At 62.9% G+C, this 25378-nt stretch carries 22 protein-coding genes and 2 pseudogenes; 13 read left to right on the top strand and 11 right to left on the bottom strand.

Annotation, left to right across the window (positions count from 1 at the left end):
• Window positions 1-34: 34 nt before the first annotated feature.
• From F2S13_RS10930 to F2S13_RS10890, 9 genes are all read right to left on the bottom strand, one after another.
• On the bottom strand, window positions 35-2407 hold the full coding sequence (locus tag F2S13_RS10930) for an efflux RND transporter permease subunit (RefSeq protein ID WP_166360570.1): 2373 nt from the start codon (window positions 2405-2407) through the stop codon (window positions 35-37).
• 34 nt (window positions 2408-2441) lie between these two features.
• Window positions 2442-3491, bottom strand: coding sequence for a WD40/YVTN/BNR-like repeat-containing protein (locus F2S13_RS10925; RefSeq protein ID WP_166360568.1), 1050 nt, complete (start codon window positions 3489-3491; stop codon window positions 2442-2444).
• A 198-nt stretch (window positions 3492-3689) separates the two neighbouring features.
• Window positions 3690-5663 carry a methyl-accepting chemotaxis protein gene (locus F2S13_RS10920; protein WP_166360566.1) on the bottom strand — a complete coding sequence of 658 codons (1974 nt, stop codon included), beginning with the start codon at window positions 5661-5663 and terminating at the stop codon, window positions 3690-3692.
• Window positions 5664-5765: 102 nt separating this feature from the next.
• Window positions 5766-6785 (bottom strand): 4-hydroxy-2-oxovalerate aldolase, encoded by a 1020-nt coding sequence (gene dmpG, locus F2S13_RS10915; protein WP_166360564.1) that lies wholly within the window; start codon window positions 6783-6785, stop codon window positions 5766-5768.
• 11 nt (window positions 6786-6796) lie between these two features.
• The gene (locus F2S13_RS10910; protein ID WP_166360562.1) at window positions 6797-7732 is read right to left on the bottom strand and encodes an acetaldehyde dehydrogenase (acetylating); all 936 of its coding nucleotides are present in this window, start codon (window positions 7730-7732) and stop codon (window positions 6797-6799) included.
• 12 nt (window positions 7733-7744) lie between these two features.
• A complete protein-coding gene (gene mhpD / locus F2S13_RS10905) occupies window positions 7745-8533 on the bottom strand; it encodes a 2-keto-4-pentenoate hydratase (RefSeq protein WP_166360560.1) in 789 nt (262 codons plus the stop codon).
• Between the two features lie 118 nt (window positions 8534-8651).
• The gene (locus tag F2S13_RS10900) at window positions 8652-9521 is read right to left on the bottom strand and encodes an alpha/beta fold hydrolase (protein WP_166360558.1); all 870 of its coding nucleotides are present in this window, start codon (window positions 9519-9521) and stop codon (window positions 8652-8654) included.
• 43 nt (window positions 9522-9564) lie between these two features.
• A complete protein-coding gene (gene mhpB / locus F2S13_RS10895; protein ID WP_166360556.1) occupies window positions 9565-10509 on the bottom strand; it encodes a 3-carboxyethylcatechol 2,3-dioxygenase in 945 nt (314 codons plus the stop codon).
• A 236-nt stretch (window positions 10510-10745) separates the two neighbouring features.
• Window positions 10746-11696, bottom strand: a complete 951-nt coding sequence (locus tag F2S13_RS10890; RefSeq protein WP_166360554.1) for a LysR substrate-binding domain-containing protein — start codon at window positions 11694-11696, stop codon at window positions 10746-10748.
• Between the two features lie 144 nt (window positions 11697-11840).
• Here F2S13_RS10890 and F2S13_RS10885 point away from each other — a divergent pair, with 144 nt between their 5' ends.
• The 5 genes from F2S13_RS10885 to wrbA all read left to right on the top strand — a co-directional run bounded on the left by F2S13_RS10885 (window position 11841) and on the right by wrbA (window position 16652).
• Window positions 11841-12611, top strand: coding sequence for an ABC transporter substrate-binding protein (locus tag F2S13_RS10885; RefSeq protein WP_166360552.1), 771 nt, complete (start codon window positions 11841-11843; stop codon window positions 12609-12611).
• A 77-nt stretch (window positions 12612-12688) separates the two neighbouring features.
• Window positions 12689-13810: a DUF2817 domain-containing protein gene (locus tag F2S13_RS10880; protein WP_166360550.1), complete on the top strand. Its 1122-nt coding sequence runs from the start codon at window positions 12689-12691 to the stop codon at window positions 13808-13810.
• Window positions 13811-13843: 33 nt separating this feature from the next.
• Window positions 13844-14899, top strand: a complete 1056-nt coding sequence (locus tag F2S13_RS10875; RefSeq protein WP_166360548.1) for an aromatic ring-hydroxylating dioxygenase subunit alpha — start codon at window positions 13844-13846, stop codon at window positions 14897-14899.
• A 1-nt stretch (window position 14900) separates the two neighbouring features.
• Window positions 14901-16007 (top strand): FAD-binding oxidoreductase, encoded by a 1107-nt coding sequence (locus F2S13_RS10870; RefSeq protein WP_166360546.1) that lies wholly within the window; start codon window positions 14901-14903, stop codon window positions 16005-16007.
• A gap of 42 nt (window positions 16008-16049) precedes the next feature.
• Window positions 16050-16652, top strand: coding sequence for an NAD(P)H:quinone oxidoreductase (wrbA, locus tag F2S13_RS10865; protein ID WP_166360544.1), 603 nt, complete (start codon window positions 16050-16052; stop codon window positions 16650-16652).
• A 13-nt stretch (window positions 16653-16665) separates the two neighbouring features.
• Here the strand turns inward: wrbA and F2S13_RS10860 are convergent, their stop codons facing one another.
• Together F2S13_RS10860 and F2S13_RS10855 are read right to left on the bottom strand one after the other, a co-directional pair.
• The gene (locus F2S13_RS10860) at window positions 16666-17670 is read right to left on the bottom strand and encodes an MFS transporter (protein ID WP_166360542.1); all 1005 of its coding nucleotides are present in this window, start codon (window positions 17668-17670) and stop codon (window positions 16666-16668) included.
• A gap of 89 nt (window positions 17671-17759) precedes the next feature.
• Window positions 17760-18242, bottom strand: a pseudogene (locus F2S13_RS10855) (MMPL family transporter); the annotation flags it as partial.
• Between F2S13_RS10855 and F2S13_RS10850 the strand changes: the two are divergent.
• The 8 genes and pseudogenes from F2S13_RS10850 to F2S13_RS10815 form a co-directional block, all read left to right on the top strand.
• Window positions 18237-18473 (top strand): annotated as a pseudogene (locus F2S13_RS10850) (helix-turn-helix transcriptional regulator); the annotation flags it as partial. The pseudogenes F2S13_RS10855 and F2S13_RS10850 sit on opposite strands and share 6 nt — an antisense overlap.
• 221 nt (window positions 18474-18694) lie before the next feature.
• Entirely contained in the window at window positions 18695-19936 is a 1242-nt protein-coding gene (locus F2S13_RS10845; protein WP_166360540.1) for an NADH:flavin oxidoreductase, read from the top strand.
• Between the two features lie 58 nt (window positions 19937-19994).
• Window positions 19995-20768, top strand: coding sequence for an SDR family oxidoreductase (locus F2S13_RS10840; protein WP_166360538.1), 774 nt, complete (start codon window positions 19995-19997; stop codon window positions 20766-20768).
• 135 nt (window positions 20769-20903) lie between these two features.
• Entirely contained in the window at window positions 20904-21500 is a 597-nt protein-coding gene (gene paaY / locus F2S13_RS10835; RefSeq protein WP_166360536.1) for a phenylacetic acid degradation protein PaaY, read from the top strand.
• A gap of 302 nt (window positions 21501-21802) precedes the next feature.
• A complete protein-coding gene (locus F2S13_RS10830) occupies window positions 21803-22933 on the top strand; it encodes a helix-turn-helix transcriptional regulator (RefSeq protein ID WP_166360534.1) in 1131 nt (376 codons plus the stop codon).
• An 81-nt stretch (window positions 22934-23014) separates the two neighbouring features.
• A complete protein-coding gene (locus F2S13_RS10825) occupies window positions 23015-23644 on the top strand; it encodes a DUF1780 domain-containing protein (RefSeq protein ID WP_166360532.1) in 630 nt (209 codons plus the stop codon).
• A gap of 74 nt (window positions 23645-23718) precedes the next feature.
• Complete coding sequence (locus F2S13_RS10820; protein WP_166360530.1) at window positions 23719-23892, top strand: DUF3094 family protein; 174 nt, start codon at window positions 23719-23721, stop codon at window positions 23890-23892.
• Between the two features lie 84 nt (window positions 23893-23976).
• Window positions 23977-25275 carry an NAD(P)/FAD-dependent oxidoreductase gene (locus tag F2S13_RS10815; RefSeq protein WP_166360528.1) on the top strand — a complete coding sequence of 433 codons (1299 nt, stop codon included), beginning with the start codon at window positions 23977-23979 and terminating at the stop codon, window positions 25273-25275.
• Window positions 25276-25378: the final 103 nt, after the last annotated feature.

Below are 25378 nucleotides of genomic sequence, written 5' to 3'. Positions count from 1 at the left end.
CATTGGTTGTTGTTTTTGTTGTAGGGAACGGGGCTCAAGTCGGCTGGCACACAGCCGCTGGTATCGCGACCGGGGCGATCGAGCGTTCACCGAAAATGAAGCGCGGGCGGCACACGTAGATCAGTGAAGGCATGACGAACAAGGCGGAGAACGCCGAGACGCTCAACCAGATAGCCATCAGCAGGCCCATTTCCGCCTGGAAGCGCAGCGACGACGCCCACCACAGCAACGTGCTGAGGATCAGCACGCTGGCCGTGACGATCACACCCATGCCGGCCGAGTGCAGGGCATTGCTGATCGCCTGCTCGGGGCTGGCGCCCGCGTGGATTTCTTCCTTGACCCGGTCGGCGATGTAGAACGCGTAGTCAACGCCCAGGCCAATGCCGAGCGCAGCCACCGGCACGGTGTTGATGTTCATGCCGATGCCCTTCCAGGTCATGAAGGCGAAGGTCAGCATGTTGGAGATGATCACCGGGACCATGAACAGCATGCCGGCCACGCTGGAGCGGTAGACCAGGGTGCAGAGCACGGCGAGCACCAGCAGCGCCAGGGCGATCGCTTCGATCTGGCTGGACAGGATGATCTCGTTGATCGCCGCCATCACACCGACCAGCCCCCCGGCCAGTTGCCAGTGCCCCTCGGCGAGCGGATGACTGGAGATGAACTCCTTGACCCGCTCCACGGCAGTACGAATGGTCTCGCCCTGACGGTCGCGGAACATCAGCGTCACCGAACCGTTGGCATATTGGTCATCGGCGAAACGCGAGGTGTCACCCGGCTCGGAAATCGAATCGAGCATGGCCATCAGGCTGCCGTTGACGCCCTCGCTGTCTGCCAGTTCGAGGTAGCGTGGGTTGCCTTCGCGCAGGCTGCTATTGACCTGCGGCAGCACGTCGGCAATCGAGACCGAGCTGCCAATCTCCGGTTGCGCCTCCATGAAACGCTGGAAGCTGTTCATCGCCTTCAGTGCTTCGTTGCTTTTGACCAGGCCGACATGACCGTCCTCGCCCAGCACCACGAACATCCGGTCGACCCCTTCGAAGCGGGCATTGATCGCAGCGGAGTCGAGGTTGTATGGCGAGTTCGGCCAGAGAATCGGCGAGCCGGGGTTGGCGTCGCCAATTTTCAGATTCAATGAGTACAGGCCCGCACCGAGCACCACCAGAAAGCTGCCACCCAGTACCCAGTAGCGGGTTTTCGACAGGCTGACCCAGACGCTGAGGTCGAGCACTTTGCGCAACACCGGCAGGCAGTTGATCGGGTGCGCCGTGCCGTGCGGCTTGCGAATGCAAGACAGCAGCACCGGCGTGAGGATGACCGCGCTGACGGTCAGGGTCGAAACCCAGACCACCGACAGCACAGTGAGTTTCTGCAGCATGGGGATCGGGCTCAGCGCGACCACGGCCATGCACGCGGCATCGGCGATCACCCCGAGCATGCCCGGGCGAAACAGATCCTGCAGAGCAACCCGCGCGGCGATGCTCGAAGTATCCGCACCGGGTGGCAGCAGGTCGATTTCATCGTCGAAACGATTGACGATCTGCACCGAGTGCGAAACCGCACGCGAGGTGATGAGCATTGCCACGACGATGACCAGGGGTTCGAAGTTGATCCCCAGCAGCCGGCAGATGCCCAGCGCCCACAATGCACTGACTGCGCCGGCAAGCAGCGGCAGGGTGACGCCGCGCCAGGTGCGCAGCAGGACAAAGAGCATGCTCAGCGTCAGTAACAGAGCGCCAATCACCAGTTGCACGGTTTCCGGAAGGTAATGCCCTACCCAACCGTAGAGAATCGGGTCACCAACCACGCGGATTTTCACGCTGCCGTCATCGACCTTGGCGATAAGGCCGCGGATCTCGCTGAACACCTTGGCATAGTCGACCTGCTGGTCGATGAAGTCGACGGTGATCAGGGTCGCCTGCAGGTCCTTGGATACGTAAGGGCCGTATACCAACGGGTTGCGCAGCACCGCCTGCTTGAGCTCGGTCATTGCCTCGGCATTGGCCGGCAGGTTCGGCCACATCAGCGGGCGACTCTCGATGCCGGCCGTGGAGGCGCGTACTTCCTTGAGTTTCTTCGAAGCCAGCGAGGTGATCTGGTACGGGTTGACCGCAGACACTTCACGCAGCCCGAGCGTGACGTTGCGCACCTTGTCCAGTACATCGGTGCGGAAGATGTCACCCTCCTCGACCTCGAACATGATGGTCACCATGTTCGAACCACCGAAGGTGTCCTTGAACTTTTCATGGGTCTGCACGTATTCATGGCGCGAAGGCAGCATGTCTTCGAATACCGTGCGGACTTCAATGTGCAGGGCAAACCAGCCCAGTGTCAGGGTCATTGCGAGCAACACGCCAACCACCCAGGTGCGTCGGCGGATACAGAATTGGGCAATATGTTCGATCATGCTGATTTCTCGAATGAAGGGGGCCAGGGCGGGGTCAGGGTTTCAGCGGCGACCAGCGCTCGCCGTTCCAGTGGCCAAGGTCTGCGCCGGCCAGCCAGAGGTCGTTGCCGACGGCCAGGGCACGGGTGTGCCAGGACAGGTTGCGGTCATCCAGGATGCCGACCTTCCAGCCATCGTCCTGGCCACTGCCGCTCACCCAGCGCCCCAGTGAGCCAGTGGCGAACCAGCGCGCTTGCGCCGGGCTCCACAGCACATCGAACAAGTGATCGCCGATGCCCAGGTCGATGTTCTGCCACTGCCGCCCGCCATCACGGGTGACCAGCAGCGCACCTTCCAGGCCGACCGCCACACCGTTGCGGGCATCGCGAAACTGCACCGACATCAGCGAGCTGGGCAGCGGCGCTTCGATTTCTTCCCAGTGCTGACCGAGGTCCTCGCTGCGCAGGATGCGGCCGAATTCGCCGACCACGACCAGTTGGCCGTCATCGAGAATGGCCACGTCGTTCCAGGCCACGTCCTCTTCATCGCGCAGGCGCTGCCAGTTCTGGCCATAGTCGTGGCTGATCAACAACGCGCCCATCTCGCCCGTGGCGATTGCCAGACCGCCTGCGGCGATGCGTACGCGGTTGAGCTTGTTGGCGACTTCAGAACGCGGCACATGGGCTGCGGCCTGCCAGAAGCGACCGCCGTCCTGGCTGAACAGCACGACGCCGTCATTGCCGACCGCCACGGCGTGGCTGTCGTCCCAGATGGCGATGTCCTGCAAGGTGCGCTCGGTCGGGGTGACCAGCCGATGCAGGCGACCATCGGTGGCAAGGGCGAGGATCTTGCCGTTCGAGCCGCTGGCCCAGACTTCACCGTCCGGGCTCAGGGCCAGGCCGTAGAACTGGTCGCGCCGCTCGAGCAGTGGCGGCGTCACCGTAGCGCCCACCGGCTGCGGCTTGATGAACAGACCGGCCCACAGCAGGCCGGCGATGATCACCCACGGCAACACCGCCATCAGGACACGCATGACGCGCTGCCCCAGGGCTGCACGTGACACCGGCAAGGCCGTGGATTGATCGATTTTTATAAGTTTTGACATGGGTCGATTCCGCCGGGTTAGCGTCGTCTTTGGCTGACGACTGAGGCAGTTCGACTCTAAAGTCATGGCCGAATGGGGGACTATCCCGGCACTGCCGGGCTTGTCCCTTGGGCGCCGATTAATGCCGACAGGTGCATTTTCGGGAGCAACGAGTGGGCCATGAGTCCACTGGCACTCGCCGCTTGCCGTCCATGTGGCTTACAACCGAAAGCGGCTCACCAGGCCATTGAGGCTTCCAGCCAGGGCCCGCAGGTGCTGGCTGCGCTGCTGGACCTGGTGGGTGCCCTGCGAAGCGCTTTGCGCGGAACTGGCGATGCTCACCAGGCTGTGCGACAGCTGCTCGCTGGTAGCGGCCTGCTGCTCGGTGGCCGTGGCGATCTGCTGACTCATGTCGCGTACCTGGCCGATCATCTCGGTGATGCGGTGCAACGCCAGTCCGGCTTCATGTGCGTTCGCGACATTGGCCGCCGAGGTGTCGCGGCTCTTCTGCACCATCGCCACCACACTGCGTGTCGTGTCCTGGATCATGCCGATGCTTTTCCCCACCTCCTCGGTCGAGCTGTGGGTACGTCGCGCCAGGGCGCGCACTTCGTCGGCCACCACAGCGAAACCTCGGCCCTGCTCGCCGGCACGCGCCGACTCGATGGCGGCATTGAGGGCCAGCAGGTTGGTTTGCTCGGCAATATCACGGATCACCGCCACCACCACGCCGATCGCCTGGCTGGCCTGATCCAATTGGCCGGTCAGCTGGGAAATCTGCCCGAGCAGCTGCGCATCCTCGGCGATGGCGCTGCCGAGCCGGGTCACGGTGGCCTGCCCCTGCGCCACCGCCCGGTCGCCCTCACGGGTGGCCTGGGCCGCCAGTTCGGCATTGGCGGCCACTTCCTCTACCGTGGCGGCCATCTGTTGCATGGCCGTCGCCAGCTGGCCGATTTCGTCGCGCTGGGAATCGACCACGGCGCCAGCCGCCTGGCTGTCCTGCTGCAGGTCTGCCGAGGTCTGTTGCAGGGACTGGCTGGTGCCGTTGATCTCTGCGACCAACTCGCCCATGGTCCCCAGGAAACGGTTGAGTTCCCGGGCCAGGGTTGCCAGCTCATCGCGCCCCTTGACCACAAGCCGCGATCCCAGGTCCGCCTCGCCCGAGGCCAATTGTCCGATGGCCTGCACCACGGCGCTCAGCGGACGGCTCATGGCCTGCCCGAGCGACAGGATCAGGCCACCGACCAGCAGCACGGCGACGCTGCCGAGCACGAGCATCTTGATCGCCAGGCTGTTGACCCCGCCGAGTACCGCTGCACTGGGCAGGGCGACGCCGAACGACCAGGGCGTGGCGGTATTGCCAATCACCACCGGCACCGCGAGCATGAATACTTCTTCGCCTATCGCCGGTGAGACGAAACGGGTGGTCAGGGAAGTGCCATTGCGCACCGCATCAACCATCGCCTGCAGGTGGTCGCCGAGAAAGTCCGCCTCGGTGTCGACCGAACGGCGCCCCACCCGCGACGGATCGGGATGGGCAACCAATGTCGTGTCATGCGCGGTCAACGCCGCAAGGCCTACACCCAGTGGCCGCAATTGAGCGACTCGCCGTTGCAGTTGCCCCGCATCCAGGCCCAGGCCCAGCGTGCCGAGCAACTGCCCGTTCGCGCGCACCGGCACTTGCACCAGGATGACCGGCCGCGCCCTGTCGAGACCCGGCAACGCCCGCGGCGGTGCGACGCTTTCGCGTTCGCCGGCACTCGCGCCCAACGCATTGCGCAGCGCCGCGCGATGCTCATTCGGGGCCGGCTGGACGTTCTGCCCGTCACGCAGCCAGTACAGTGCATCGCCGGTTTGCGCGGGCAACCACCAGGCGGCGCTGGCCTGCGGGCTGTTGTGCAGCAGGGATTCGAGCAGTTGATCGGCGCTGCGGCTACCCGTCAGCCTGTTGTCGACCATGTTCCGCGACAACAGGTCGGCACTGGTCCGCACGCCTTGCAGCGCACTGTCGAAGTAGGCGGTGATTTCAGCGGCTTGTTGATGGACGATGGCGTCTACCGCCACTTCCGCCAAGGCTTCGGTGGAAGCACGACTCGATTGGTAGACCAGCAGTATCGTGGCCAGGTAGACCAGTAGCGTCAGAGGCAGGATGGTGAACAGCAGTTTGTTTTTCAGCGAGAGGTTGGCCAGCATGACGAACTCCTGTAAGGGGTGGCCAGGCCTCGATTCCCTGGCCTCCACACGTGCGATGGCCCATCGGCAGACGCGTATCCGCCGAGTGAGCCGCTACTCGGATCACGACCTGTTGGCAGCCAGCAGGTCCAGCGCGACGTCGACGATCATGTCTTCCTGACCGCCAACCATGCGCCGCTTGCCCAGCTCGACGAGGATGTCGAGGGTCTTCAGGCCGTACTTGGCAGCAGCGATTTCGGCGTGGCGCAGGAAGCTCGAATAGACCCCGGCATACCCCAGCGCCAGGGTCTCGCGATCGACCCGCACCGGGCGGTCCTGCAATGGACGAACGATGTCATCGGCGGCGTCGAGCAAGGTGTAGAGGTCGGTGCCATGGTTCCAGCCCAGGCGCTCGGCGGCGGCGATGAACACCTCCAGCGGCGCGTTGCCGGCGCCGGCGCCCATGCCGGCCAGGCTCGCATCGATGCGGTCGCAGCCCTCTTCCACCGCGGCGATGGAGTTGGCCACGCCCAGGCTGAGGTTGTGGTGGGCGTGCATGCCGGTCTGGGTTTGCGGCTGGAGCACGGCCTTGAAGGCGCGCATGCGCTCGCGGATGTCCTGCATGTTCATGGCACCACCGGAGTCGGCCATGTAGATGCAGGTGGCGCCATAGCTTTCCATCAGCTTGCCCTGGGCCGCCAACTGCTCGGCCGGGATCATGTGGCTCATCATCAGGAAGCCGACGGTATCCATGCCCAGTTCGCGGGCGTATTCGATGTGCTGTTTCGAGACATCCGCCTCGGTGCAGTGGGTGGCCACACGGACCACACGGGCACCAGCGTCGTAGGCGGCCTTGAGGTCGTGCACGGTGCCGATGCCGGGCAGCAGCAAGGTGGCGATTTTGGCGTGGCTGATCACGTCGGCCACCGCCTCGATGTACTCAAGGTCAGTGTGCTTGCCGAAGCCGTAGTTGAAGCTCGAGCCCTGCAGGCCGTCGCCGTGGGCGACTTCGATCGAATCGACTTTGGCCTTGTCCAAAGCGCGGGCGATGTCCTGCACGTTCTGCAGGGAGTACTGATGGCGGATGGCGTGGCTGCCGTCACGCAGGGTGACGTCAGAGATATAGAGTTTCTTGCCGTTCATAGGCGTGCTCCTCAACCGTTGATCATGGAAAGGGCCATGCGCTCGGCGGTGGCCAGCGCCGCCGAGGTCATGATGTCGAGGTTGCCGGCGTAGGCCGGCAGGTAATGGGCGGCGCCTTCGACTTCGAGAAACACCGAGGTCTTCAGTCCGGAGAACTTGCCCAGTCCGGGAATGTTCAGCGGTGCGTCCTCAGGGATGACGTCGAACTGCACCTTCTGCTTCAGCCGATAGCCCGGCACATAGGCCTGCACCGCGGCAGTCATTTCCTCGATGGAGGCTTCCACGTGATCCTGGTCGACGGCCTCGGACAGGACGAACACGGTGTCGCGCATGATCAGCGGCGGCTCGGCCGGGTTCATGATGATGATCGCCTTGCCCTTGGCCGCCCCGCCGATCACTTCGATAGCCTTGGAGGTGGTCTCGGTGAACTCGTCGATGTTGGCGCGGGTGCCGGGGCCGGCGGATTTGCTCGCGATCGAGGCGACGATCTCGGCGTAGTGCACCTTGGCCACGCGCGACACGGCGGCGACCATGGGGATGGTCGCCTGGCCACCGCAGGTGACCATGTTGACGTTGAGTTGATTGAGGTTCTGCTCCAGGTTGACCACCGGCACGCAGTACGGGCCGATGGCCGCCGGGGTCAGGTCAATCAGGCGGATGCCCGGTTTGATCGAACGCAGGAAGGCATCGTTGTTCACGTGGGCGCCGGCCGAGGTGGCATCGAAGACGAAGTCGATGTCCTGGAACACCTCCAGGCGGGTCAGGCCTTCAACGCCTTCATGGGTGGTGGCCACGCCCATGCGCTGGGCGCGGGCCAAGCCATCGGAGGCCGGGTCGATGCCGACCATGGCGGCCATTTCCAGGTGCTGGCCGTGGCGCAGGACCTTGATCATCAGGTCGGTGCCGATGTTGCCGGAGCCGATGATGGCGACTTTGAGTTTTTTCATGGGTAGAGCCTCTTATGCGAAGTCGACAGCGACACGGCCAATGCCGTTGATCTCGGCTTCGAAACGATCACCGGCGGCCACCGCGACCATCGGCCCCAGCGCGCCGGTGAGAATGATGTCGCCAGCCTTGAGTGGCTCGCCCAGGGTGGCCATGGTCCGCGCCAGCCACACTGCGGCATTGAGCGGGTGGCCCAGGCATTCGGCACCGCTGCCGCTGGAGACTTCTTCGCCGTTGCGGGTCATGCGCATGCTGGCCTGGCGCAGGTCCAGGCCATCGAGACGGCGAACCGGCCCACCGAGCACGAAGCAGCCGCTGGAGGCGTTGTCGGCCACGGTGTCGACGAAGCGGATGTTCCAGCCCTGGACGCGGCTGCCGACGATTTCCAGTGCCGGCAGCACCCAGCCGGTGGCGGCCATGACGTCGGCAAAACTGCTGTCGGCACGGGGCAGGTCACGCTCCAGGATCAACGCGATCTCGGCCTCGATCTTCGGTTGCAGCACGCTGCTGGCGGCCACCACCTGGTTGTCGCCGTAGCACATGTCGGCGAACAGGGTGCCGAAGTCCGGTTGGTCCACGCCCAGCTGGGCCTGCACCTTGGGGTTGGTCAGGCCGATCTTGCGCCCGACCACGCGGCGGCCGTTGGCCACGCCATGGGCGACATTGAGGCGCTGGATGGCGTAGGCCGCCGCGCCATTGTCTTCACCGATCACGCCGCGCAGCGGCTCGATCGCTTCACCGCTGGCTTCAGCTTGGCGCAAGGCGCTAGCCAGTTGATCCAGAGTCTGTTGGGTAACACTCATAACTCACCTCAAAGATTGCGCGCTGTTCAAGCCCCGCCCGATACCCTGCCAGGAAGGTATCGAGCATGCCTGGCGCTGGAGTGGGAGGAACCGAAGTCCGCCAGCACCAGGTGCCCGATCAGTGGGTCAGGAAGTCCAGCACCATGCGGTTGAACTTGTCGGCGTGTTCCCACTGCGCCCAGTGGCCACAGCTGTTGAACACGTGCAGTTCGGAATTGGGGATGCCGGCGATCAGGCGCAGGCCGGTGTCCATCGGTACGAAGCGGTCATTGCGACCCCAGATGACCAGGGTCTGTGCCTTGATCTCGCCCAGGCGCGCACTGAAGTCGGGGAACTGCTTGGGATTGATGGCCAGGCTTTCGACGAAGTTGGCCAGGTGATCGCGGCGGGTGAGCATGTTGTCCAGGCGGGTCTGGAACAGCTCTTCGGTGAGGTCGCTGGTGTCGTAGACGAAGACACTCATCATCTTCTTCAGGTTCTCCACGGTCGGCTCGCGGTACAGCCCCTGCAGCAGCTTGATGCCTTCGGTCGGCATCGGCACGAAGGGACTGGCCCCGCCCGTACCGCCGCCCATCAGCACCAGCTTGCCGACGCGCTGCGGATTGGCCAGGGCGAAGGCGACGGCGCTGTGCCCGCCCATGGAGTTGCCGAGGATGTGCACGCGCTCAAGCCCCAACGTATCGAGCAGGCCTGCCAATACACGCGCATTGAGGTCCGAACGCGAGCCGGTGCATACCACCGAATCGCTTTTGCTCCAGCCCGGGCAGTCCATCAGGATGACGCGGTAACCAGCCGCGACCAGCGGCTCGATGTTGCGATTGAAGTTCGCCCAACCGCTGGCCCCAGGGCCGGAGCCGTGCAGCATCAACACGGTTTCGGCCCCCTGGCCGCAATCGTTGTAATGGATCTGCAGGTCGAGGTCGCCCTCGTTGATGCGGGCAAATCGACTGCTGGACGCTTCGGTCAGCATTTGAGGTGTTGCACTCATGCGCACACTCCTTGAATTTCGGAAAAGGCGTTACAAAGTCGCGTCAGGCCACGGGCTGGGCACTGAGTGCGCCGAAGCCTGCGATCCACTCGGGAATCGGCCGGTAATAACGGCTGTTGGCTTGATAGGGGCCGAACGCCGACAACGCGGCGCAGGCAGCGACCCAGGTTTTCACTTCATGGGTGGACTTGCCGGCCAGCGCAGACAATTGCTGATTGCTCAGGCCATCGAGTTCGCTCATTCGGCCTTCGCCCAGAATGTCGAGAAACTGCCGATCCCACTCAGGGTTGAGTGGGTGCAGCGAACTCTGGTCTTCAGTAAAACGCTGGGCAGCGAGGATGACCCGCTGCTGGCGCGCTTCGCGCTCATCGGCCGGAAGATTGCGGCCGCTGCCCAGCAGCCGGTCGGCCATGCGCGCATCGACCTTGGCCAGCTCCGGCACCGGTGGCTGGTGCGAAAGACCGCCTGATGCCAGGAACAGGACCCGTTTGTTCAACGTGCGAGCGAAAGCCCCGATGGCCTCGCCCAGCAGGCGCGCACGCTGGAAGCCGGGCAACGGAACGGCCACCGCATTAATGAACACCGGAATCACCGGGCATTGCTCGAGGCCACCGAGCAGCAACTGAAGCGGTTGGGCGAAGCCGTGGTCGACCTGCATGCGATAAGACACCGCCGCATCCACACCGGCCTCGAGTACCGCTGTGGCGCAGGCTTCGGCCAGCGCCTGGGGAACGCTGAGTGGGCCGGCCGCCGTGCCGAAATCGCCAATCGCATGGGCGGCCATGCCAATGCAGAACGACGGCATCACGTCATAGAAAAAGCCGTTGTAGTGATCCGGCGCAAACAGGATCACCAACTCCGGATCGAACTGCTCGATGCATTGGCGGGCCTCGGCCACCACCACGGCGACCTCATCCAGCACCGCCGGCAGCGGGTCCACATGCCCGACCAGGGGGGTATGCGACAGGCATTGCAAATAGGCACTCATTTCCAGCCACCTTGCTCACGAAAGGGTTTATCCGGCGTGATACTTGGTCGCCGGTTCCTGCCATCGGCGGACACAGTGCATCGCCACTGATACGGGCCGATCATAGGAAACCCTTCGAGTCGCGGCGCTCCCATGGGCTACGCCGTTATCCCGGTAGCGCAAGAAATGCGTGCGCTTTGAAACTGTGTAGCGGTTATTTACCTGGAGATTCAGGCGTCACGGGAACTGCTGACCGATCAATCGTCTTGAGCCCCATGGCGAGCCAACAACCCCTGATTGATCGCCGTCTGCTCCCGTCCGCGAGCCACCAGCCAGCGGTGGAAGTCGCGGCAGTGGGTCTTGTCGAAAACGTCCTTGGCACCCACCAGAAAATACGACGACGGCAAAGGCAACGCCTGGGCAAACGGCATGATCAAGCGCCCGTCCGCCAGCGCATCGCCGATCATCGAGCATTGCGCCAACACCACGCCCTGCCCTGCTATCGCCGCCTGAATGGCCATCGATGACAACGAGTAAACCCGATAGCCATCGCGTAATTGCGAACAGTCCACCTGTTGCGCGGCGAGCCAGTCGCGCCACGAAGGCGGCGAAGCGAATTTCGGCAGCCAGTCAATGGACAGCAATGGGTACGCCAGCAAATCTGCCGGGGTTCGCAGCGGTGCATCGCCTCGCAACAGATGTGGGCTACAGACCGGTACCACGCAATCACGGAACAGTTCGATGGCGCCTTCAGAGGACACGTGATCGCCGTAGGTGACCCGGAAATCGAATTCGTAACCGTCGGGTGCGGGCTCCCCATGGCTGCCATCGAGAAACAGGTTGAGTTGCGGGTGATCGCTTTGCCAGCTGTAGATCAGCGGTGCCAGCCATTCCGATAACAGCGATGGCAAGGCACTGATACGCAAGTTGCTGGCGTTCTTCGAACGTTCGACTTCGACCTGGGCAATGCGCAGGCTTTCGAACGCTGCCGCGCAGCTTTCGTGGTAACGCTGCCCGGCGGCGGTCAAGCGGATGCGCTTGCCCACCTTGAACGTCAGGCTCAACCCCAGGCTGTCTTCCAGCAGTTTCATTTGCTGGCTGACCGCCCCCGCAGAAATCCCCAGGCGCCTGGCCGCTTCGGCGATCCCACCAAAGCGCCCCACGGCTTCGAAGACCTGCAAGGCACGCAGCGAAGGCAAGCTGTTCATCAGCATCTCCAGTCAGCAACTGGCTGATTGATACGTTAGCTGAGCTAAACAAAGCAACAGTTTTTGGCATCTTTTCGAATATCGAGAGTCTCGTATGCTGGTCATGGCAGCAGTCAGCCCCACGACAGACAAAGGAAAACAAGAATGAAGAAATTTGTCCTCGCCACGGTACTTGCACTGGCATCGGCCGGAGCCCTTGCCAAAGACTTGAGCGTGATACGTTTCGGTGTAGACCCGACCTTCGCCCCCTTCGAATCGAAAAATCCGGATGGCCAACTGGTCGGCTTCGACATCGACCTGGGCAATGCCATCTGTGCCCAGCTCAAGGTCAAGTGCGTGTGGTACGAAACTGCGTTCGACAGCATCATCCCGGCCCTGCGGGCGAAGAAATTCGATGCGGTCCTGTCGGCCATGACCGTCAACGAAAAGCGCAAGGAGAACGTCGCCTTCTCGGACCGGCTCTACAACTCGCCCAACCGCCTGATCGCGAAAAAGGACAGTGGCCTGCTGCCGACCGTCGAGTCGCTCAAGGGCAAGCGTGTCGGCGTCGCCCAGGGCAGTACGCAGGAAGCTTACGTCAAGGCCGCCTGGGTACCACATGGGGTCAACATGGTGTCCTACACCAACCAGGACCTGGTGTACCCGGACCTGATCAGTGGCCGCATCGATGCCAGCCTGACGGACGCCGCCGTGGCCGACATCGGCTTCCTGCAGACGCCCCAGAACACCGGGTTCGCCTTCGTCGGCGATACCGTCAAGGACGACAAGCTGCTGGGTGAAGGGATCGCCATCGGCCTGCGCAAGGACGACCCGGAACTGGCCCAGGCAATCAACGGAGCGCTGGCCGAGATGCACCGCAACGGCACCTACAAGGCGATCGCATCGAAGTACTTCAGCTTCGATATCTACGACTGAACCCGCACCGGCTGATCAGCTCCCGGCACCAGGTGATGTCTGCACGCCCGGTGCCGGTTCATCGACATGAGGTAACCATGAACACAGGTTTTCCAGAGCACCCGAGTTTCCGCGGCCAGCGCGAGCAGTTTCTGGCGGCTGCCAGGCAAGCAGGTGCCAGATTGACCGAGTACCCTCACCCATTGCGCGGGCCGTTTGGCGAGGCCCTGAGTACCGATGTGGCGTGGCTCGGTGATCCTCAGGCCAAGCGAGTGCTGGTAGCCCTCAGCGGCACCCATGGCGTCGAAGGCTTCTATGGTTCGGACTGCCAGACACGATGGCTGCAAGCACTCAGCGACAGGGCCCTGCCCGACGATGTCGCGGTGCTGATGATCCACCTGATCAATCCGTGGGGCACGGCCTGGATGCGCCGCGTCAACGAAGACAATATCGACCTCAACCGCAATTATCTGGACTTCACGCAAGCACTGCCGGACAACCCGGGGTACGAAGCGCTGCATGAGATCTATACCTGCACCGAGCTGCAGGGACCTCAGCGGAACCGAGCCGATGCCCGGCTCGACGAGCGTGTGCGCGCAGAGGGTTGGGCTGCGGTGATGTCGATTGTCGAGGCCGGCCAGTACAGCCATCCCGACGGTCTTTTCTACAGCGGCCGGGGCCCGACCTGGTCGAACAACACCCTGCGCACAATCCTGCGAGAACATCTGGCCCATGCCCGGGAGGTCATGTGTTTCGACCTGCACACCGGCGCGGGCGCCTACGGTCACCCGATGCTGATGACCATTGCCCAGTCCGCCTACCCGGCGCTGCACGATGCCCAGACCGTGTATGGCCCGTGGCTGTACACCCTGATCACCGGCGCCGACAGCCGAAGTGACACCGGGGTGGCCGCGACCGCAACCGGCTATACCTCGCAGGCCATTATCGAGGCCTTGCCCCACGTACACCTGATGCCCTTCGTGATCGAATGCGGCACTTATCCGGGCGAACAGATCCACACCATTTTGCGCAACGACCAGTGGCTGCATTTGCATGGGGACCTGACCCATGAGGTTGCCAGGCAGATCAAGCTGGATCTGCTCGAGCAGTTTTATCCGGCCGACCCTGACTGGCGCGAGATGGTGTGGCTGCGCACCCGCCAGATCTGGGAGCGGGCCCTGACGGCACTGTCACGGTTTGAGCCTGCAGCACATCGGTAAACGCCCCCAAAAACAATAACAAGGAGAGACCTCATGTTCCTGCGAAACGCATGGTACGTAGCCGCCACTGAAGCCGAGCTGGGCGATGACCTGTACCCCGTCACCCTGCTCAGCGAACCCGTGTTGCTGTACCGCAAGAGTGACGGTACGCCAGTCGCGCTCGAGGATGCCTGCCCGCACCGCAAGTTGCCGTTGTCGCTGGGGCGTCGCCAGGGCGATGACATCGAGTGCGGTTACCATGGCCTGACGTTCGACTGTTCCGGTAGTTGTGTCCGCGCACCGGGTAGCCGGGTCATTCCGCAGGGCGCCAGGGTTCGCAGTTACCCCCTGGCCGTGCGCTACGGCTTGATCTGGATCTGGATGGGCGATGCCGAGCTGGCTGACGCAAGCAGGATCTGCGAAGTGCCGGAATGGGACGACCCGGCGTGGGGACTCAACCGTGGCGACAGCATGGTGGTGCCCTGCAACTACCTGTACATGACCGACAACCTGCTCGATCCCTCCCATGTGGCATGGGTGCATCAATCGTCCTTCGGTAACGCAGCATGCGCCCAGGAGCCACTGCAAACCACGGTCACTGATGCCGGCGTGATCGTTTCCCGCTGGATGCGCGATGTCGAAGTCGCGCCCTTCTACGCCAAGTTCGTCAAGTTCACCGGTAACTGCGACCGCAAGCAGCACTACGAAGTGCACTACCCCTCGCAAGCCATCATCAAGGCGCTGTTCACTCCGGCCGGAACCGGCAGCGACGAAGGCGAACTGCACGAACAGGTGTTCCTGATGAACTCCTACAACTTCATGACCCCGATCGATGAAGCCAACACCCGCTACTTCTGGTTCCAGGTACGCAATTTCGACCCTGATAACCAGGAGGTTTCCCGTCAGTTCGACGAAGATGTACGCCACGCCTTCGCCGAAGACCGGGTCGTGCTCAGTGCCGTGCACCAGGGCATGGCCAACAAGCGCACGCCCAATATCGACCTGGCGTCCGACTCCGGGCCACTGCGCTTTCGCCGCAACCTGGAGAAATTGATTGCCGAGGAACAGCGCAGCCAACTGATTCCACTCAAGCAAAAGGCGGAGGCATGAGATGGAAGCTCAAGGCTTCAACAACTTCCGGGTGATCGAGAAAAAACAGGAAAGTGCTGTCATCACCTCATTCGTCCTGACGGCTGCCGACGGCGTCTCGCGCCTGCCGTTTCGGCCGGGACAATTTCTTGTCGTGCGCCTCGCACTGGGCGGCGGCGTTACCGCGCTGCGCAACTACAGCTTTTCGGGAGACGCCGGCGACTCTTCGCGGCTGCGTATTTCGGTCAAGCGCGAACCAGCACCTTTCGACCGACCGGAGCTGCCGCCCGGGCAAGGGTCCAATTACCTGCACGACAGTGTGCAGGTCGGCGACCTGCTCGAAATCGCCGGGCCAGCCGGCACTTTCATTCTGGATGAACAGAGCCCCAGGCCCGTGGTGCTGTTCAGCGGCGGCGTGGGGCTGACGCCAATGGTGAGCATGCTGCATCGACTGAGCCGCAGCTCGGCGCGGCCAGTGTATTTCATCCATGCCTGTGAAAACGGTGCCGTGCACGCACTACGCGACGAGATCCTAACCCTGGCCAGCCTGCGTCCCGGGATTGCTGTGCACTTCTGCTACCGCAACCCGGACGCCGACGATCATGCCAACGCGGCCTTCCACAGTCAGGGCCTGATCAGCCGGGAGACCCTGCAAGGGCTGCTGCCGCTGGACGACTATGACATCTACCTGTGCGGCCCGCGCCCCTTCATGCAAGCGAACTGGCGTCTGCTACGCAGCCTCGGGATCGCCCGCGAACGCATTCATTACGAGTTCTTCGGCCCCGCGACCATCCTCGAAGAAGACGACGTCATGCCCGAGCCGCCAGCCGTTGCGCCAACGACTGTAACCAGCCCGACAGACAGTGCCCTGACCGTGCACTTTCTGCCCTCAGGCACCCGTGTGGCCTGGGATCGGAATTGCCATTCGCTGCTCGATCTCGCCGAACAGGCCGGCCTGAGCCCGTCCTTCAATTGCCGCGCCGGCCTGTGCAACACCTGTCAGGTGAGCCTGCGCGAAGGTTCGGTCGAATATTTCGAAGAGCCGCTGGATACCCCGGCAGGCGGCGCCATCCTGCTTTGTTGCACGCGTCCGACCACTGCCCTGACGGTGGACTTGAGTGGCTGCTAGTGTTAGTTGCGCAAAGTCGCCTCCCAACCCAGGACATCAATCATGGCAAAAGTACTGGTTCTCTATTACTCGATGTACGGCCATATCGAAACAATGGCCAATGCCGTCGTCGAAGGCGCAAAGTCCGTCCCAGGCACCGATGTGACGCTCAAGCGTGTCGCCGAAACCATCCCGGCCGATCAATTGGCGGCCATCGGCGTCAAGGTCGACCAAAAGGCACCCGTGGCAACGCCTGCCGAACTGGCCGATTACGATGCCATCATCTTTGGCACGCCGACGCGCTTTGGCAACATGGCCGGACAGATGCGCACCTTTCTCGACCAGACGGGCGGACTGTGGATGAAAGGCGCGCTCGTCGGGAAAATCGGCAGCGTTTTTTCTTCGACCGGAACCCAGCACGGTGGCCAGGAAACCACCATTACGTCATTCCACAGCACACTGCTGCATCAAGGAATGGTCATCGTGGGTGTGCCGTACACCTGCGCAGGGTTGACCAACATGACTGAAATCACCGGCGGTACGCCCTATGGCGCAACGACCCTGGCAGGTGCCGACGGCAAACGGCAACCTTCACAGAATGAACTGGATATCGCGCGCTTCCAGGGCAAACACGTCGCTGAGCTTGCAATAAAACTGGCGGGTTGATCCCCACTGGCGTTCAAGAGCCGCGGCGGTACTGCAAGGCAATGGGTATCAACGCGGCGACTGCCAGGGCGGCGCATAGCCACAGGGCCAGGGTATAGGTGTGGGTGGCGTCGACAAGATAGCCGACGGCTGCCGGACTGAACGCGGAGCCCAGGCCCGCGATCAGATTGCCGATGCCGAGCAGGCTGCCGAAATTGCGCTGCCCCATCGCCTCCACCAGCAGCAAGGGCGAGAATTGGTTGACCAGGTTGAAGGTACTGCCCCAGCTCAGGGCAAAGAGCGTGATTGCTGCCAACCCCAACGCTGGATCAGCCGCCGCCAGGAGGCAAAGAATACCCGCGACACCGATGATCGTACCGATCAGCAAGATCGACTTGGCGCCCCAGTGGTCACTCAACATACCGAAGAGAAAATTGCCGACCAGCGCCGCAGTGGCGGTGCCGGCGAGAAAGGCCGCAGCGTGCTGTGCCGAGTAACCGGCCGACACCAGACAGGGCACCAGGGCGATGAAGATACCGACGCTGCTCAGCGTCAGGAGCATCTGCATGGCAATCCACAACCAGTAACGCGGCATGCGCAATGCCTGGGCAATGCCGTGGCCATCGGGCAGGTCCGCCGGGAGGTGGTTCGCGATCGATGGGACTGCGGGCATGCGCGCGGCCCACAACAGCAATGGCACGCAGACCAGGAAAATCATGCCGGCGATAGCCTGCATGGCGCTTCGCCAACCGACGGCCGCGATGATGTCGGTCAGGAGCATGGGGAAGATGATGGCGCCCGTGGAAGCTCCGGCAAGCAGGATGCCGAAGGCCAGCCCCTGCCGCTCAAGCGCGATCCAGCGCGTGGCGATGGTGATGGCCGGCACATAGGTCGAGGCGCCAACGCCAATGCCACTCAGGGCAATGGCCCAGCCCTGGCGCTGGTGCTGGCTGGCCGATGCACAGATTGTCCGAGCGGAAAAGTTCGCCGATGCAGCGTCGATTTCCAGCTCCTCGCCCATCTTTTGTAATCGCGACATATCAAAACTCTGATCCGGAATTGTTATCGGCCGAGACTCTTCACCCGCAGTCGGGCGAGAGCCTGGCCGTCGTTTATCGTCGCTACGGGTCAACCGGCGCGAAGCTCCAGGGGAATCGCCGAACAATCGGTGCCGAGCCGTCGAGGCGCTGCACCCACGCCCAGCCAGACAGCCAGTGCAGGCAACAGGAAGATCGCCCCGAGCACGTTGACCAGAAACATGAACGCCAGCAGCACGCCCATGTCCGCCTGGAACTTGAGTGCGGAAAAAGCCCAGGTGCCGACGCCGATGGACATGGTCAGGGCGGTGAATACCGCGGCAGTGCCTCGCTGGCGCATGGCCTGGTAGAACGCCTCGCGCAGGGCCAGGCCGTGGCGTATCTCGTGCTGCATGTGCTCGTAGAGGTACACCCCGTAATCCACGCCGACGCCCACGCCCAGTGCGATCACCGGCAGGGTGGCGACCTTCAGGCCGATGCCGAGCAGGGCCATTAGTGCGTTACAAAGAATGGTCACCAGCACCAGTGGCACGATCACGCACAGCACCCCACGCCAGGAGCGAAAGGTCAGCCATCCAGTGCTCCTAAAGAGATCGTCGGTGCACTGTTTGACCTCACACCAGCTGAAACCAACCTGGCGATGCTATTGGCCAATGGACTTACCCTGGATGAAGCCTCGGAAGAATTGGATATCAGCCGAAACACCGCCCGAGCACACTTGCGATCGATCTTCTCCAAGACCGGGGTGACGCGCCAGACCGTGCTGGTGCGGTTGATCCTGCGCAGCGTAGCGACCCTCGGGTAGTCAGGGGTAGACCGACCTTTCACCGGCAGCTAGTGGATTGCGCACTGCACCAAAGCGCCACCGCCACCGTCCCCGCCCCTAGTCCTGTTGGACGATGTGGCTACCGGGAAGGACGGAGAACAATCCTGCCATTTCCTGGGCACGCCAGGCTGCTGGCGTTGTTGGTTTTCGACCTGGGCAGTAACCGCTGCACTGACAATTAGAACAACAAAGGGTTAGCCATGCAGAACAACAACGTTCAGGCCATTGCGCCGTCCCCCTTCAGCCCGCTGACCATCGGCCCGCTGACACTGCGTAACCGTTTCATCAAGTCCGCCACCAACGAGGGCATGTCCCCAAGCGGCATTCCGAGCAAACAGCTGGCCAAGTTCCATGGCGACATCGCTGCGGGTGGCGTGGGCATGACCACGCTGGCCTACTGTGCCGTCAGCCCGGATGGCCGCACGCTGCCGAACCAGATCGTCCTCGACCGGGATAACCTTGCGCACCTGCGCGTGCTCACCGATGCCGTGCATCGCCATGGCGCCGCAGCGTCGGCACAGATCACCCACGGCGGCTGCTTCACCTTCCTGCCGCCACAGCAGACCGCGCGCCCGCTGTCCGCCAGCGGCGGCTTCAACAAGGTCGGCATCCTCAGCGGCATGTTCCGCAAACAGGCGATGACCGAGGTCGACATGCTGCGGGTCGCCGATGAGTTCGTGCGCGGTGCACGACTGGCTCGCGAGGCCGGCTTCGATGCGGTTGAACTGCACATGGGCCACGGCTATCTGCTCAGCCAGTTCATCTCGCCGTTGTACAACAAGCGCCGCGACCAGTATGGCGGCAGTCTGGACAATCGCCTGCGCTTCCCCAGCCTGGTGTTGCGCAAGGTACTCGATGCGGTGGGCAAGGACCTGGCGGTGGTGTGCAAGTTCAGCATCACCGAAGGCGTGCGGTCCGGCAATACCGCCGAGGACGGCGCCGCCATCGCCCGTATCCTGGAACGTGAGGGCGCGCACCTGCTGGTGTTGAGCGCGGGGATGAACGTCGAGTCGACGAGCACTATATTCGGCTCCACCTTTCCCAAGGAAAACCGCGTCACCGTCCGCAACCCGATCGTCGCCGCCGGCATGTTCATCCAGAGCCTCATCGAACCCAAGGTAGACTTCCGCGAGCTGTACCTGCTCGAGCATGCCCGCAAGGTCCGAGAGGCAGTGAAGATGCCGCTGGCCTACCTGGGCGGGGCCAAGAGCCTGGCCGGGATCGAGCGGGTGATGGCCGAGGGCTTTGAAGCCGTGACCATGGGGCGCGTGCTGATTGCCGAACACGACTATGTCAACAAGCTGCAGTCGGGCATCAGCCGCGACTCGATCTGCACCGCCTGCAATCGCTGCGTGGCGATGATGTATACCCCGGGCGGCACCTCCTGCGTGCTGGGACAACCCGGTGATCCGCAGCTCAACAGCCAGGGTGCCGCGTCCTGATTCCCGGCGCATCCGGCACTGGACGGGCGCGCACTTTCCCCAAGCCTGGAGTAAAACAATGCCTACCACTTTGATAACCGGTTCCGCGTCGGGAATCGGCGCCGCCACCCGTCAGTTGCTCCAGTGCGCCGGCCATGAGGTGGTGGGTGTGGATCTGCGCAATGCCGACATCAATGGCGATCTTTCCAGCCCCGAGGGGCGCCAGCAAGTGTTGGAGGCGTTGCATGAGCGCCTGGGGGGGCGCCTCGACAGCATGGTGCTGTGCGCCGGTCTGGGACCGCAGGTGAAACCGGAGAGCCTGATCAGCTCGGTCAACTATTTCGGTGCCGTGGAACTGCTCGACGGCCTGCTGCCGCTGCTGCGCGGCGGCCAGTCGCCGGCGGTCGTGGTGATCTCCTCCACCGCCTCGGTGGGTATCGACTGGGAGACCAATCCGCTGGCAGCGGCCTTCGAGGCCGGCGATGAGGTGAAGGTCGGCGAGGGCGTGATGGCCGCTGGCGACCAGGCTGGCTACCTTGCCTATTCGGCCTCGAAGAATGCCCTCACCGTGGCAGTGCGCCGCCGTGCGCGGGAGTGGGGCCAAATGGGCGTGCGCCTCAATAGCATCGCCCCGGGGGCCACCCAAACGCCGCTGCTGCAGGCCGGTATGCAGGATGCGCGCTTCGGCCAGGCGATCCGCGACTACGTCTCGCCGCTGGGGCGCAACGCCGAGCCGAGTGAAATAGCGGCAGTGGTGGCGTTCCTGCTCAGCCCGCAAGCCAGCTTCATCCATGGAGCCCAACTCTTTGTCGATGGTGGCATCGACGCCCAGATCCGGCCGACGCAGTTCTGAGCCCAGGCGGATGCTGCTCCGGTTCGCTGACCGGGGCTGCAATTTTCGGTTCGGTGGCGACAGAGGGTGTCGATACGGATCACCGAGTGAGCCCACGTAAAAAACGCGTCCCCCTTCAGGATCGGAGACCCTAAGATGCCTTGCTACAGTCTTGATGGCCTGACCCCGGTGGTCGATCCGACCGCCTATGTGCACCCCACCGCGGTGCTGATTGGTGACGTCATCGTTGGTCCCGGCTGCTACGTCGGCCCGCTCGCGGCGCTGCGCGGAGACTTCGGGCGGATCATCCTGGAAGAGGGAGTCAACCTGCAGGACACTTGCGTCATGCACGGCTTCCCGGGCAGCGACACTGTGGTCGAACGCCACGGCCATATCGGGCACGGCGCAGTGCTGCACGGCTGCCGTATCGGCGCTGATGCACTGGTGGGGATGAACGCGGTGGTAATGGACAATGCGCGCATCGGGGAGCGCTGTATTGTCGCCGCTACGGCCTTCGTCAAGGCCGGCTTCGAGTGCCCGCCGCAGAGCCTGGTGATGGGGTCACCGGCCAAGGTGAAGCGAGCGCTTGGCGAACAGGAGATCGCCTGGAAACAGCGCGGCACTGCCGAATATCAAGCGTTGGCCAGGCGCTGCCTGACCGGCCTGCTGGAGTGCGAGCCGCTGGCAGCGATGGAAACGGACCGCCCGCGTGTGTACGATTCGGGGATACGGCCCAAGCGACCTGGCGGATGAGCTTCATTGGGGCTCGCGTCAATGATCAGGCGACCCGGACGGCAAGTATCCTAGGCCATTCTGTGGGAGCGGCGGTGCGGCGATCCGACTTGCCCGCGATTCAGACGCCACGGTCTGTCTGAACCACCACGGTGATGTCATCGCTGGCAAGCCAGCTCCCACAGGGCAGGTGTCGAGTCGCCCTCTCACCGGCCTCTTCGGACGGCGACTGCCAACCGTCGCCAGAATGGTTAACTTTACGGTCTTTTTCCCATAACCTGTGGCGAGCTCCTTATAACAATAAGACGGAAGATGTCCTGCATATGGCGCACTCCCTTACATTCGACCAGTTCAGCGAAATGCTCGACACCCTCTACCAGGGCCCGCTGGAGAACGTTCCCTGGACGACCTTCCTCGACCAGCTCAAGATTGCCTTGGCGTCCAAATACGCCACGTTCATTCTGCGCCCGCCAAGCCAGCAGGTGGATGGCCTGAGCATCACGACCTCGGGCTCCTCCGAGGAAGTGACGGCCTCTTATAACCAGCATTTCTATTCCCTGGACCCCTTTGTCGGATTGCCTGAGCGCCAGGTCGTCAGCCTGATCGAGTTCGTCTCGATGCCCGACTGGCTGAACTCGGAGTTCTACAAGAACTTCCTGGAGCCGGCCGATGTGTTCCATGTGCTCGGCGCTGACATCAACACCCAGGACGGTGCCCAGTGCCGCATCCGCATCAGCCGTGGACGCAGCGATCCGCCCTTCAACCAGGACGACAAGGACCTGCTGACCCTGTTCCTGCCCCATCTGGAACGCGCGGTGGTGCTGCACACCCACCTCAACCGCGTGGAAAGCGAGCGCAACCTGTACGCCGGCGCGGTGGATCAACTGGCGGTGGGTACCATCATCCTCGATCAGGATGGCAAGGTGCTGCAGAAGAACCGCCTGGCCGAGCGCCTGCTGGAGCAAAAGGACGGCATCAAGCTGGTCAACGACGGCTTGCAGGTCGGCACAGCCCGGGACAGCCAACAGTTTCGCAACCTGGTGAAGCAGGCCCTGCTGTCGCAGAAAAGCAGCAACCCTTCGGTGGTCGAGGCCATGCGCGTGCAGCGCCCGTCTGGGCTCGCCGACCTGGGCATCGTGGTGCGCTCGGTGCCGCCAAGCGAATGGAGCGAGGGCAAGCAAAGCCCGGCAGTCGCCATCTTCATCAGCGATCCTGAGCAGGAATCCAGTGCACCACAGGAGATCGTCCGGGCACTTTTCGACCTGACCCCGGCGGAAACCCAAATGACCCTGCTGTTGGCCAATGGCTTGACCCTCGACGAAGCCTCGGAAGAGCTCGGCATCAGTCGCAACACGGCGCGCGCGCACCTGCGCTCCACCTTCTCGAAAACCGGCGTCACCCGCCAGACCATGCTTGTTCGCCTGATCCTGCGCAGCGTCGCTACCCTTGGCTGAGGGCTGCGTCGTACACCAGATACCGGCCCTGGGGACAGACTTTATTCTTTAGCTTCACAATTGAACGCTAAGCTTGTTCCCATGGACGACTCAGATTTTTTGCGCCTGCTCACGATTCAGGCCGAACAAGCCAATGCGTTCCTCTCCAATGCTCGAAAATGGGAACGCGAGCGTTGGGTCTGCGAGCGCCTGCTGCAAGGCTTGAACATTCCCTATCGCGCCGAGGACTTCACCGCGGCCGGCCAGGAGCCGCCGGACGTCCTGTTTCGCGATGCCTGCTTCGAGGTGTTTTTCGTCCTCGACGAAGGCCGACGCCTGAATGATGAATGGCGCGAGGAACTGCAGCGCCGCCGCAGCGCCTTCTCCCTCAGCCAGTTGGTGCGGCGCGAAGCCAAGCCTCGACGTATCAATGCGCAAGAACTTCTGCAGCGATTGGCCCCGACCCTGCGCAAAAAGTCGCATAACTACAAGGAACGTGGGCTTGATCTGACCGAACTGGACATCATTGCCTTCGCCAGCCTCAAGCGTGAGGTGCTGGATCTCAACAGCCACTTTCCGCCCCCGACCGAATACCTGCGCCAGGGTTGGCGCTCTCTGTCGCTGGTCGGACCGACCTTTGCCCGGGTGTTGTTCGCCCACCCCGATGCCCCGGATTTTTTGCGTAACAATTTGGGACGCAGCATTGTTTTCGATGTCGGCATCAGCCTCTGAGCGGTCCCAGTTGTGCGACTACAGTGAACGCTGTAGCTTTCCCACAGTCTGAAGCGTCTATCAACGAGGCCACCATGACCAGCCGCCTGAATCCCGACGACCAGCGTCGCGTCGATGAGTACCTGCGAGCCCCCCAGCATCAAGTTGAGCGCAAGCCGTTCCGGCCTTTGCTGCTCCTTGTTCTGGTGGTAGCCGTTACGATCGGTCTGGGCCTGTTGAGCCGCCTCTTGAGTCACCTGGTGCTATGAGCTGCCTTGCGCTCGCCCGATCCGGCCTGTTCACGCGGCCGGCCACTCAATTCCCGGATTCCGTAAACCTTATGAGATATCTCCATGACTCACCGTATTGTCATCGTTGGCGGGGGCGCTGGCGGCCTCGAATTGGCGACCCGCCTGGGCAAGACCCTGGGCAAGCGCGGCACGGCCAGTGTGGTACTGGTCGACGCTAACCTGACCCATATCTGGAAACCGCTGCTGCACGAAGTGGCTGCCGGCTCGCTGAACTCCTCCGAAGACGAACTGAACTATGTGGCCCAGGCCAAATGGAATCATTTCGAGTTTCAGCTCGGCCGCATGAGTGGGCTCGACCGCGCTTCCAAACAGATCTTCCTCGCCGCGACCCTGGATGAAAATGGCCAGGAGCTGGTGCCTGCGCGCGCCCTGGGCTATGACAGCCTGGTGATTGCCGTTGGCAGTACCACCAACGATTTCGGCACCCGTGGCGCTGCGGAACACTGCCTGTTCCTCGACACCCGCAAGCAGGCCGAACGTTTCCACCAACAATTGCTCAACCATTACCTGCGCGCCCACGCCGCCCACACCGAAGGCAGCGAGCAGATCAGCGTGGCCATCGTCGGCGCCGGTGCTACCGGGGTCGAGCTGGCCGCCGAACTGCACCACGCCGCCCACGAACTGGCCGCCTATGGTTTGGGCCGGATCAAGCCGGAGAACATGCGCATCACCCTGATCGAAGCCGGTCCACGCGTGCTCCCTGCCCTGCCCGAACGCATTGGCGGGCCTGTGCACAAGACCCTGGAAAAGCTCGGCGTGACCGTGTTGACCAACGCTGCGGTCAGCGAAGTGACCGCTGATGCGCTGATGACCGCCAGTGGTCAGGTGATCCCGGCCAGTTTGAAGGTCTGGGCCGCCGGTATTCGCGCGCCGGGCTTTCTGGCCGAGATCGATGGGCTGGAGAGCAACCGTATCAATCAGCTGCAGGTGTTGCCGACGCTGCAGACCACCCGCGATGAAAATATCTTTGCCTTCGGCGACTGCGCCGCCTGCCCGCAACCGGGCAGCGACCGAAATGTGCCACCTCGTGCGCAAGCAGCGCACCAGCAAGCGTCCCTGTTGGCCAAGTCGCTGAAACTGCGGATCGAGGGCAAGCCGCTGCCTGAGTACCGTTATCGCGATTATGGCTCGTTGATTTCCCTGTCGAGTTTTTCGGCGGTGGGGAATCTGATGGGCAACCTGACCGGTAGCGTGATGCTGGAAGGCTGGTTGGCGCGGATGTTTTATGTGTCGCTGTACCGGATGCACCAGATGGCGCTGTATGGGACTTTCCGGACGGCGATGTTGATGCTGGGGAGTCGGATCGGGCGGGGGACTGAGCCGCGTTTGAAGCTGCATTGAGGCCCTGAGGGCCTCATCGCGGGCAAGCCCGCTCCCACAGGGTTAGATGTCGTTCACAAAATTGTGAGCCAACGGAGATCCACTGTGGGAGATTCTATGGTTG

The sequence above is a fragment of the Pseudomonas akapageensis genome (assembly GCF_011355085.1).
Classification (GTDB): domain Bacteria; phylum Pseudomonadota; class Gammaproteobacteria; order Pseudomonadales; family Pseudomonadaceae; genus Aquipseudomonas; species Aquipseudomonas akapageensis.
The sequence above is the reverse complement of the archived record's forward strand: the minus strand, read 5'-3'. Positions and strand labels throughout refer to the sequence as shown.

What these genes read in the sequence shown, in the direction of transcription:
- F2S13_RS10890 (WP_166360554.1), bottom strand. Translation starts at nt 11,696, where the DNA reads ATGAACAGCTTGCCTTCGCTGCGTGCCTTGCAGGTCTTCGAAGCCGTG.
- F2S13_RS10860 (WP_166360542.1), bottom strand. Translation starts at nt 17,670, where the DNA reads ATGTCGCGATTACAAAAGATGGGCGAGGAGCTGGAAATCGACGCTGCA.
- wrbA (WP_166360544.1), top strand. Translation starts at nt 16,050, where the DNA reads ATGGCAAAAGTACTGGTTCTCTATTACTCGATGTACGGCCATATCGAA.
- F2S13_RS10925 (WP_166360568.1), bottom strand. Translation starts at nt 3,491, where the DNA reads ATGTCAAAACTTATAAAAATCGATCAATCCACGGCCTTGCCGGTGTCA.
- F2S13_RS10830 (WP_166360534.1), top strand. Translation starts at nt 21,803, where the DNA reads ATGGCGCACTCCCTTACATTCGACCAGTTCAGCGAAATGCTCGACACC.
- mhpB (WP_166360556.1), bottom strand. Translation starts at nt 10,509, where the DNA reads ATGAGTGCCTATTTGCAATGCCTGTCGCATACCCCCCTGGTCGGGCAT.
- dmpG (WP_166360564.1), bottom strand. Translation starts at nt 6,785, where the DNA reads ATGAACGGCAAGAAACTCTATATCTCTGACGTCACCCTGCGTGACGGC.
- F2S13_RS10840 (WP_166360538.1), top strand. Translation starts at nt 19,995, where the DNA reads ATGCCTACCACTTTGATAACCGGTTCCGCGTCGGGAATCGGCGCCGCC.
- F2S13_RS10875 (WP_166360548.1), top strand. Translation starts at nt 13,844, where the DNA reads ATGTTCCTGCGAAACGCATGGTACGTAGCCGCCACTGAAGCCGAGCTG.
- paaY (WP_166360536.1), top strand. Translation starts at nt 20,904, where the DNA reads ATGCCTTGCTACAGTCTTGATGGCCTGACCCCGGTGGTCGATCCGACC.
- F2S13_RS10870 (WP_166360546.1), top strand. Translation starts at nt 14,901, where the DNA reads ATGGAAGCTCAAGGCTTCAACAACTTCCGGGTGATCGAGAAAAAACAG.
- F2S13_RS10910 (WP_166360562.1), bottom strand. Translation starts at nt 7,732, where the DNA reads ATGAAAAAACTCAAAGTCGCCATCATCGGCTCCGGCAACATCGGCACC.
- mhpD (WP_166360560.1), bottom strand. Translation starts at nt 8,533, where the DNA reads ATGAGTGTTACCCAACAGACTCTGGATCAACTGGCTAGCGCCTTGCGC.
- F2S13_RS10825 (WP_166360532.1), top strand. Translation starts at nt 23,015, where the DNA reads ATGGACGACTCAGATTTTTTGCGCCTGCTCACGATTCAGGCCGAACAA.
- F2S13_RS10885 (WP_166360552.1), top strand. Translation starts at nt 11,841, where the DNA reads ATGAAGAAATTTGTCCTCGCCACGGTACTTGCACTGGCATCGGCCGGA.
- F2S13_RS10920 (WP_166360566.1), bottom strand. Translation starts at nt 5,663, where the DNA reads ATGCTGGCCAACCTCTCGCTGAAAAACAAACTGCTGTTCACCATCCTG.
- F2S13_RS10880 (WP_166360550.1), top strand. Translation starts at nt 12,689, where the DNA reads ATGAACACAGGTTTTCCAGAGCACCCGAGTTTCCGCGGCCAGCGCGAG.
- F2S13_RS10820 (WP_166360530.1), top strand. Translation starts at nt 23,719, where the DNA reads ATGACCAGCCGCCTGAATCCCGACGACCAGCGTCGCGTCGATGAGTAC.
- F2S13_RS10815 (WP_166360528.1), top strand. Translation starts at nt 23,977, where the DNA reads ATGACTCACCGTATTGTCATCGTTGGCGGGGGCGCTGGCGGCCTCGAA.
- F2S13_RS10900 (WP_166360558.1), bottom strand. Translation starts at nt 9,521, where the DNA reads ATGAGTGCAACACCTCAAATGCTGACCGAAGCGTCCAGCAGTCGATTT.
- F2S13_RS10930 (WP_166360570.1), bottom strand. Translation starts at nt 2,407, where the DNA reads ATGATCGAACATATTGCCCAATTCTGTATCCGCCGACGCACCTGGGTG.
- F2S13_RS10845 (WP_166360540.1), top strand. Translation starts at nt 18,695, where the DNA reads ATGCAGAACAACAACGTTCAGGCCATTGCGCCGTCCCCCTTCAGCCCG.